Annotated in this window: 9 protein-coding genes; 8 read left to right on the top strand and 1 reads right to left on the bottom strand. The window is 33.4% G+C overall.

The annotated features are described in order from the left end of the window. Positions 1-60 precede the first annotated feature (60 nt). A complete protein-coding gene (locus tag IJI80_RS00070; protein WP_292786202.1) occupies positions 61-852 on the top strand; it encodes a proteasome assembly chaperone family protein in 792 nt (263 codons plus the stop codon). A gap of 167 nt (positions 853-1,019) precedes the next feature. Here IJI80_RS00070 and IJI80_RS00065 read toward each other — a convergent pair whose 3' ends face one another. After that, positions 1,020-1,940: an ROK family protein gene (locus IJI80_RS00065; RefSeq protein ID WP_292786201.1), complete on the bottom strand. Its 921-nt coding sequence runs from the start codon at positions 1,938-1,940 to the stop codon at positions 1,020-1,022. 281 nt (positions 1,941-2,221) lie between these two features. Between IJI80_RS00065 and IJI80_RS00060 the strand changes: the two genes are divergently transcribed. From IJI80_RS00060 to IJI80_RS00030, 7 genes are all read left to right on the top strand, one after another. Then, complete coding sequence (locus IJI80_RS00060; RefSeq protein ID WP_292786200.1) at positions 2,222-3,409, top strand: redox-regulated ATPase YchF; 1,188 nt, start codon at positions 2,222-2,224, stop codon at positions 3,407-3,409. 89 nt (positions 3,410-3,498) lie between these two features. Further along, a complete protein-coding gene (cfbD, locus tag IJI80_RS00055; RefSeq protein WP_292786203.1) occupies positions 3,499-4,608 on the top strand; it encodes a Ni-sirohydrochlorin a,c-diamide reductive cyclase catalytic subunit in 1,110 nt (369 codons plus the stop codon). Positions 4,609-4,737: 129 nt separating this feature from the next. Beyond that, positions 4,738-5,331, top strand: coding sequence for an imidazole glycerol phosphate synthase subunit HisH (gene hisH / locus IJI80_RS00050; protein WP_292786199.1), 594 nt, complete (start codon positions 4,738-4,740; stop codon positions 5,329-5,331). Positions 5,332-5,469: 138 nt separating this feature from the next. Beyond that, entirely contained in the window at positions 5,470-6,087 is a 618-nt protein-coding gene (locus IJI80_RS00045) for a thioredoxin family protein (RefSeq protein WP_292786198.1), read from the top strand. Between the two features lie 23 nt (positions 6,088-6,110). Beyond that, the gene (locus tag IJI80_RS00040; RefSeq protein ID WP_292786197.1) at positions 6,111-6,731 is read left to right on the top strand and encodes a cytochrome c biogenesis protein CcdA; all 621 of its coding nucleotides are present in this window, start codon (positions 6,111-6,113) and stop codon (positions 6,729-6,731) included. Between the two features lie 216 nt (positions 6,732-6,947). Further along, positions 6,948-7,640, top strand: coding sequence for a hypothetical protein (locus tag IJI80_RS00035; protein ID WP_292786196.1), 693 nt, complete (start codon positions 6,948-6,950; stop codon positions 7,638-7,640). Between the two features lie 11 nt (positions 7,641-7,651). Continuing rightward, positions 7,652-8,650 carry a GGGtGRT protein gene (locus tag IJI80_RS00030; protein ID WP_012954994.1) on the top strand — a complete coding sequence of 333 codons (999 nt, stop codon included), beginning with the start codon at positions 7,652-7,654 and terminating at the stop codon, positions 8,648-8,650. Positions 8,651-8,887 lie beyond the last annotated feature (237 nt).

Below are 8,887 nucleotides of genomic sequence, written 5' to 3'. Positions count from 1 at the left end.
TTGCAATTATTTGATTACGATTATTTGATTATATTATAAAATGTTCTTAAAGGTGATCTTATGAGAACAACTCAATTTAAAGTATTAGAAGAAGTTAGTTTAAACAATCCTATATTTATTGAAGCACTTCCTGGAATCGGTCATGTAGGAAAATTAGCAATTGATCATGTTATTGATGAACTTGATGCCACTAAATTTGTTGAAATCTATTCTCCTTTCTTCCCACCACAAGTTCTTGTTGGTGAAGGAGGAATCGTAGAGGATATGAAAAATGAAATGTATTACTTGAAGTCTGCAGGTGCAGATGAAAGGGATTTCATATTTTTAGTAGGTAATTGTCAAGCTTTAGCGCCTGAAGGTCAATACGAACTCTGTGGTTCTATCCTTGACTTCGTTGAATCAAAAGGGGCTAAAGAGTTTTATACTTTAGGTGGTCTTGCTACTGGTCAACCTGTAGAAGGTACTGAAGGCCGTGTTTTAGGTGCTGCAACTGATGAGGAAATTATTGAAGTACTCAAGGAAGCAGATATTGAAATCAGATCTGCTGATGGCGGTATCGTTGGCGCTTCTGGTTTATTCTTAGGTTTAGGTAGACTCAGAGGAATGAAAGGAGCTTGCTTAATGGGTAAAACTCCTGGTTATTTCATTGATGCTGAAGCAGCTGAAGCTATTTTGCAAAAATTAGCTATTCTCGTAAAACTCGAAGTAAGCACTGAAGAGTTAGAGGCAAAAGCTGAAGAAATCCGTGAAATGATTAGCCAAGCTCAACAAATGGAGCAAGAAATGCTTCAAAGAGCAATGGGTCAACAAGCACCACAACAAGCTCAAGATGACCTCAGATACATAGGTTAATTGTTTTAAAAATTTCAAATTTGATAGCTATTGTTTTTTAGCTATTTTCTTTTTTTATGTTTTATTTTAATTTTAATTTTTAATTTACTATTTTTAATATTTTATTTCCTCACATTTTTCACTACTTCTCTGTGAATAAAGTAAAGTAAAAATTTATGATTGTGAGATTATTTTTCATATTCAATATTTTTTTCCATATTTAAAAAATTATATAATGCACCAATGCAACCTGCTGCATTTTCTAAAAAGCATTTTTCGATTTTTGGCTCTTTTATGGGGTTTGAAGTTTTATTTATAAAAAATTCATGCACAGCTTCTTTTATTTCATCTATTAAAACATCTTGGGCGGAGATTCCTCCACCAATACAGAATTTTTCAACATCTAATACGCATTGGGTATTGATGATTCCAGCAGATATTATTTTAGCATAATCTTTTAATGATTTGATTGCTATCTCATCACTTTTATGATACTCCTCGAAGAATTCACGCCCATCAATATCATTATAATTTATGCCCTTTGATTTAGCATAAGGTTTTATTAGACTTTTGCAATCTCCAACTTTAGAGAATCTATTTGCTTCATTTTGGTCTTTAAAATTGGTTAAAATACTTGAAAATTCTCCTGCAGATCCATTTGCTCCACGATATAATTGCCCATTAAGGATTATGCCTCCACCAATCCCAGTACCTAATACCATAACAATCCCATTCTTTACATTGGATAGGTTTCCTTTCCAAAATTCAGCTAAAGCAGAGCATTTTCCATCATTTTCAATCCAAATTCTTTTAGAATATCTTTCTTCTAAAATGGATTTTAAAGGTAAATCATGCACCCATTTGAAAGAACCTCCTGTATGGGCAATGCCATCTTTAACGTTGATTAAACCTGGGAAAGATAATGCAATCCCATCTATTTCATTCAAGTGAGGCAAAATAATTTTATCCAAGGAATCATATAATTCTTCTTCTTTTTCCTTTTTAGTTTCTATCTCATCAATTTTGTAATTTTCTGCATTTTTATCTATTAATGTATATTTAATTGCAGTTCCGCCAATATCGATTGCTAAATATTTTTCATTGTTCATAGTTATAGGGCCTCTTTGATTATTGATTCCTTTTTTATTAACCAATCTTTAATTTATTTAAAAAAATATTTAAAATTATGGAATGATTTTTTCATATTTCAGTATTTCTTTTCTTATTTTTTAAATAATTTTTTATACTTTGTAAAATAGATATAATCTAGTATTATAATTATTTTAAAATAATTATGGATAATTATAAATTAATTAAAAAATTCAAATTTTTTTTAAAAATCATATTAAATTCAATTAAAGCTTTCTTTTAAGATTATTAGGATGATATTATGCTTCAAATTGCAGTTACAGGTAAACCGAATGTAGGAAAATCTTCATTTTTCAATTCAGCTACTGCATCTCAAGTGGAAATGGCTAATTATCCATTTACAACTATAGATGCAAACAAGGCTGTTGCTCATGTTATTAGTGAATGCCCATGTAAGGAAATGAATGTCACATGCAACCCACACAACTCACAATGCATTGATGGAACAAGATTGATTCCAATAGAATTGATTGATGTTGCAGGGCTTGTTCCAGGAGCTCACGAAGGTAAAGGGCTCGGAAACAAGTTTTTAGACGATTTAATGCAAGCTAAAGTCTTCATTCATGTAATTGATGCTTCAGGTTCTACTGATGCAGAAGGAAACCCAGTTGATCCAGGTTCCCATGACCCATTGGAAGACATTGAGTTTTTAGAGCATGAAATAGTCATGTGGATGTATGGAATCGTAAGCAAGAATTGGGTAAGGCTTATCCGTAAGGTTGAAGCTGAACACTTGGACTTTTCCAAAGTCATTTTTGAGCAATTATCTGGTACAGGTATTCTAATTGAAGATGTGATTGAAGCATTAAGAACTGTAAATCCTAATTACGGCAAATGGGAAGAAGAAGACTTGATTGAATTTGTCCGCAATCTATTGAATATTGCAAAACCTTCCCTTGTGATTGCAAACAAAGCAGATTTACCTGGAGCACGTGAAAACATTGAAAGAATGCAGGAAAAGTACCCTCGTGTAATTCCAACATCTGCTGAATCCGAGCTTGCACTTATGAATGCTACAAGGGCCGGATTGATTTCATACATTTCTGGAGACAGCAGTTTTGAAATTCTTGAAAAGGATAAGCTAAATGCTAACCAAATCAAGGCTTTGGAATATATCCAAACCAACATCCTTGATGTTTATGGCAGCACTGGTATTCAAAAGGCATTGAACACTGCAGTATTCGAACTTTTAAACATGATTGTTGTCTATCCTGTAGGGGATGAGCATAAATTAACTGACCAAAAAGGAAATGTCCTGCCAGATGCTTTCTTGGTTCCTAAAGGTTCCACTCCACGTGAATTTGCATATATAATTCACACAGACATTGGTGATAAGTTCATGCATGCAGTAGATGCAAGAAAGAGCATGAGAATTGCAAGTGATTATGAACTCCAAGATAGGGATATCATTAAGATTGTTACACATTAATTTATTATATATTGAAGATTAGTTTAATTAGTATTAAAATTCACAATTTATTTAGAAATTAGTTAATTATTATTAGGTGAATAAAAATGATGCATCCACGTCCAAGTCCAATAGCAGCTTCCCTTTACACTTTAAGGGATTTAAATGCAGATGTAATTGTTATGCATGGGCCACATGGCTGTTGCTTTAGAACAGGGAGACTCCTTGAAAGTGATGGTGTTAGGGTTGTTACAACAGCTATGGCTGAAAATGATTTTATTTTAGGTGCTGGTGAAAAGCTTCAGGAAACCTTGCAAGAGGCTTATGATACATTCAATCCAAAACTAATGGGTATTGTAGGAACTTGTGCAAGTATGATCATTGGTGAAGACTTAAAGGAGCCAATTGAAAACCTTGGCCTTGACTGTGTTATCTTGCCTGTGGAATCTCATGGCGGTTTCGGTGAAGGAGATAATACAGAGGGAGCTATTGCAGTGCTTAACGCTGCTGTAGAATATGGTGTAATCCCTCAAGAGGAAGCTGATCGTCAAAATGAAATGCTAAGGCTTGCAACACATGTTGAAAAGACTCGTGGAATGGCTCAAGGAAAATACATCAAGCCTAATTTTGGAGATAGTAAGGAAAAGGTTGCAAGAATCATTGTAAAAGCAATCAAGGAAGGTAAAAATGTAGCATTTGTATTGAATGCTAAAAAGGAAACTTCCTATCTCTTTGCAGACATTTTAAATTGTGATTTCTCTCCACTTGTTGATGGAGCAGAGTCTAATAAAGATATTGAAAATCTTCATTTCATTGCCAATTTGGATGAAAACATAGGTCTTCCAAGAATAAGGCAACATGCAGTAAATATTACTAAAGAATTAAACGAAACTGGAATTGATATTGAGTGCATCACTGGTGGCCTTGATGAATATCCAATCACTCCAAGAAAGGCAGAGGAATACCTTAAGGAAATCAAGCCAGACCTTGTGATTGTTGCAGGTGTTCCACATGCATTGTATGTTGAAGAGCTTGACTGTGAAACTGTTGCAGTTACAGATGGTCCAAGACTTGTTCAGCCACTTAATGAATTAGGGTACTCACATGTAATTGCTGAACTAGATGCTCATTCTAAGACATTAGGTATAGATAGCATAGTCGATTCAGACTTTGGTATGATGATACGTTCAGTTATTGAATGGGAGCTCGAAGAAAATTAATATTTATTTAATCAAATATCATTTTAATTAATCGTTATTTTAATTTAAATAATAGAATAATTTTTTCTAAAAATAGTTAAATATATTTAACTTAAAAATAGTTTAATTTCAAATTTTGCAGGTAATTTTATGATTACAATTATTGATTACAAAAGTGGAAATCTTAGAAGCATTTCCAATAGCTTTAAGAAAATAGGTGTTGAAGCCATTATTACAAGCGATCCAAATGAGATTGCAAATGCTAAACATCTTGTTCTTCCAGGAGTGGGGGCTTTTGGGACAGCTATGGAAAACATTGAACCTTTTAAAGATGTGATTTTTGAACATATTGATGATGGAAAGCCATTTTTAGGCATTTGCTTAGGTCTTCAAGTGCTTTTATCCTCAAGTGAAGAGTCTCCAGGTGTAAAGGGACTTGACATTTTCAAAGGTCATTTCGCTAAGATTCCAGAAGGCAGAAAGATTCCTCATATGGGATGGAATCAGTTGAAGCAAGTTAAGGAATGCCCTATTTTAGATGGGGTTGATGGCAAGGACTTTTATTTTGTACACTCCTATCATGCAGTGCTTGATGATGAAAGCAATTTGTCTGCTGTTGTAGATTATGGCATTGATTTAACTGCTGCAGTATCAAAGGATAATGTATTTGCAACTCAATTCCACCCAGAAAAAAGTGGAGTTCCAGGACTTAAAATACTTAAGAACTTTGTTAATTTAGAATAAATTTATTCTACTTTCTTTTTTTTAATAATTCTAATTTTTTTCTTATTTTTTGAAAATATTCACAACTCTTTATTTTTTTAAATTTTTTTAGTAAATTATTTAAATAACCCTGTACATATTATCCTTGGGGGAGATATTATGGGAAAATTTAAATTCTTAATTATTCTAATTTTAGCTCTATTTTTAGTATGTGGAATTGTTATGGTTGTAGATGCACCTAGTTCTTTTGATGATTCTGTAAGTCTCATACCTACTTCTGATTCAAGTGTAGATGCAGACTCATCCAACTGTGTAAATGGAACCTGTTTAGTTGATTCCAATAAAACCTATGATAATTCCGTTAAAACTGTGGATAAAAACAATAAAGATCATAAGATAAATTATGATTCAAAATATTATGTTGATGATTTCATTGATGGTTTATACTTCTGTAATGACCTTGAATATGCATTCAAGGAGGCTAAGGCTCATAATAGGAATGTAATGATTATTTTTGACGGAGCAGCTTGCATTTATTGTGAATACCTCAAGGAAGGAACTTTAACAGATCCTTCTGTTCAAAAGGAAATAAATGAAAATAACATTTTATTGATTACAGAAAGCAGTGAAAGTCCAGAACTTTTCCAACAATTGGAGGTTTACGGAACTCCAACTACTGTAATCTTAGATCAAGATGGAAATGAATTAGGCAGAATAGATGGTTATGAACCTCCAGAAGAATATTTGAGAGATTTAAAAGAGATTAATAGTCATTAATATTTGCTAATGAGGATTTTAAAATGGAGATAATGCCGATTATTTCATTTTTTACAGGAGTGATTTCAATATTATCTCCTTGCATCATACCCACTATACCAATAATTGTGGGATTTAGCTTAAAGACCAAATCAAAAGCGGGAATATTGTCTTTTATCTTTGGATTATTTAGCATCTTCACAATAATCATCTTTTTGACAGGGTTCTTTACAGCTATTCTCTATAGATATATTATTTATGTAAGGGTCATTGCTGCAGTTATCTTATTGATTATGGGAATATTGATGTTTTTTGATTATAATCTGTCCCTTAAATCGATGGATGCCAGAACAGGTGGGGGCATAGTCAATTCATTTATTTTAGGATTCTTGACTTCAATTGCTTGGGCAGATTGTTATAGTGCGTACCTTATTTCTCTTATAACCTTGCTTGTAAGCTCAAACAGCCCTTTATATGCAGTTGGAAACATACTTATTTACGTTTTAGGATTTGCATTGACCTTGCTTGTATTATGTTTGGCAATTTCAAGAATCGATCTGGAGAAATTGATTTCCAAGGCAAACCACATTCCTAAAATATTTGCAATTTTGATTATTATCGGGGCTATTTACCTTTTCTACACTTCAATACAAGTATTTTTATAATTCTTCTACTTTTTTCTAATTTTTCTTTTATCTATTTTACTCTTTTACTCTTTTTTATTTAATTTCACCCTTAAAAATCAAATCTTATATAATGAATAAAACAAATATAATTACATAAAGATTATAAAATTATTAAATTTTTTATTATAATTTTTAAATATTTAAATAATTTAAATAATTTTAATATTATTTTAAGATTTTTAAGTGGAGATTGAAATGATTTACTCAAAAGAAATTGAAAATATGTGTCCTGTTCATAAGGGAGCAGACCACGGTCCTGCACCAATACCTGAGGAAGGCAGATGGGTAAAATCCAAGGAAATAAGTGACATTTCCGGACTCACTCATGGTATCGGATGGTGTGCACCTCAACAAGGATGCTGCAAATTAACCTTAAATGTTAAGGAAGGAATCATCGAAGAGGCATTGGTTGAAACTCTTGGATGCTCTGGTATGACTCATTCCGCAGCTATGGCTGGTGAAATTCTTGTTGGAAAGACAATCCTTGAAGCATTGAATACAGACCTTGTATGTGATGCAATCAACACAGCTATGCGTGAATTATTCTTGCAAATTGTTTATGGTAGAACCCAATCTGCATTTTCAGAAGGGGGTCTTCCAATTGGAGCTGGACTTGAAGATTTAGGAAAAGGTCACAGATCCCAAGTTGGAACCATTTACTCAACTAAAGTTAAAGGTCCAAGATATTTGGAACTTACTGAAGGTTACATCACTGAAATAGGGCTTGACGAAGACGATGAAATCATCGGATACAAATACATCAATATGGGAGTTATGTTAGACCTTATTAAAGATGGAACAGATCCAATGGAAGCTATTCAAAAGGCAAGTGGTCAATACGGCAGATTTGAAGATGCCGTCAAGAAAATTGACCCAAGGAAGGAATAGGAGGAATAATTATGAGTTTATTTGAAAGTTATGAAAGAAGAATAGATCAAATTGTTCCAGTTCTTGAAAAATATGGCATTAAAGACCTTGAAGAAGCAAAGGCAATCTGCAATGAAAAAGGCTTCAATCCATATGACATTGTAAAGTCTGTTCAACCAATCTGTTTTGAAAACGCTTGTTGGGCATACACTTTAGGTGCAGCTATTGCAATCAAGAAGGACTGCAAAAAGGCAAGTGATGCAGCAACTGCAATCGGTGAAGCATTGCAGGCATTCTGTATTCCTGGAAGTGTAGCAGATGACAGAAAAGTAGGTCTTGGTCATGGAAACCTTGCTTCAATGTTGCTCTCTGATGAAACTGAATGTTTCGCTTTCTTGGCAGGTCACGAAAGTTTTGCTGCAGCAGAAGGTGCAATCGGTATTGCAAACTCTGCAAACAAGGTAAGAAAAGAACCTTTAAGAGTTATCTTAAACGGTTTAGGAAAGGATGCAGCATTGATCATCTCAAGAATCAATGGATTCACTTATGTTCAAACTGAGTTCGACTACTTCACTGGTGAAGTGAAAGTAGTTAGAGAAAAAGCTTATTCCGATGGTGAAAGAGCTAAAGTAAGATGTTACGGTGCAGATGATGTAAGGGAAGGTGTAGCTATAATGCACCTTGAAGGAGTTGATGTATCAATTACAGGTAACTCAACAAACCCTACAAGATTCCAACACCCCGTAGCTGGAACCTATAAGAAGGAATGTGTGCTTCAAGGCAAGAAGTACTTCTCAGTTGCTTCTGGTGGAGGAACCGGTAGAACCTTGCACCCAGACAATATGGCAGCAGGTCCTGCATCATATGGTATGACTGACACTTTAGGAAGAATGCATTCTGATGCTCAATTTGCCGGTTCAAGTTCTGTACCTGCTCATGTGGAAATGATGGGACTCATTGGTATGGGTAACAACCCTATGGTTGGTGCAACTGTAGCAGTTGCAGTGGCTGTAGAGGAAGCTTTAAAATAGTTTAAATAATCTTTAAACTATTTCTTTTTCTTTTTTGTCTTTTTTTACAATTATAAAACACTTTTATTTTATTATTTTATACTTCACTAACTTATCAATAATTATTTAAATGTCATATTAATAAAATAGTAGTATGATTTCATTTTTCATTTGTTTATTTGCATTAATTTTATCTTATTTTATTTATGGTCGTTTTTTAGAACGTATCGTTGGTGTTGATGGAAGTAATGTAACACC

Source organism: Methanobrevibacter sp., assembly GCF_017432245.1.
In the GTDB taxonomy this organism is placed as follows: Archaea; Methanobacteriota; Methanobacteria; order Methanobacteriales; family Methanobacteriaceae; genus Methanobrevibacter.
The sequence above is the reverse complement of the archived record's forward strand: the minus strand, read 5'-3'. Positions and strand labels throughout refer to the sequence as shown.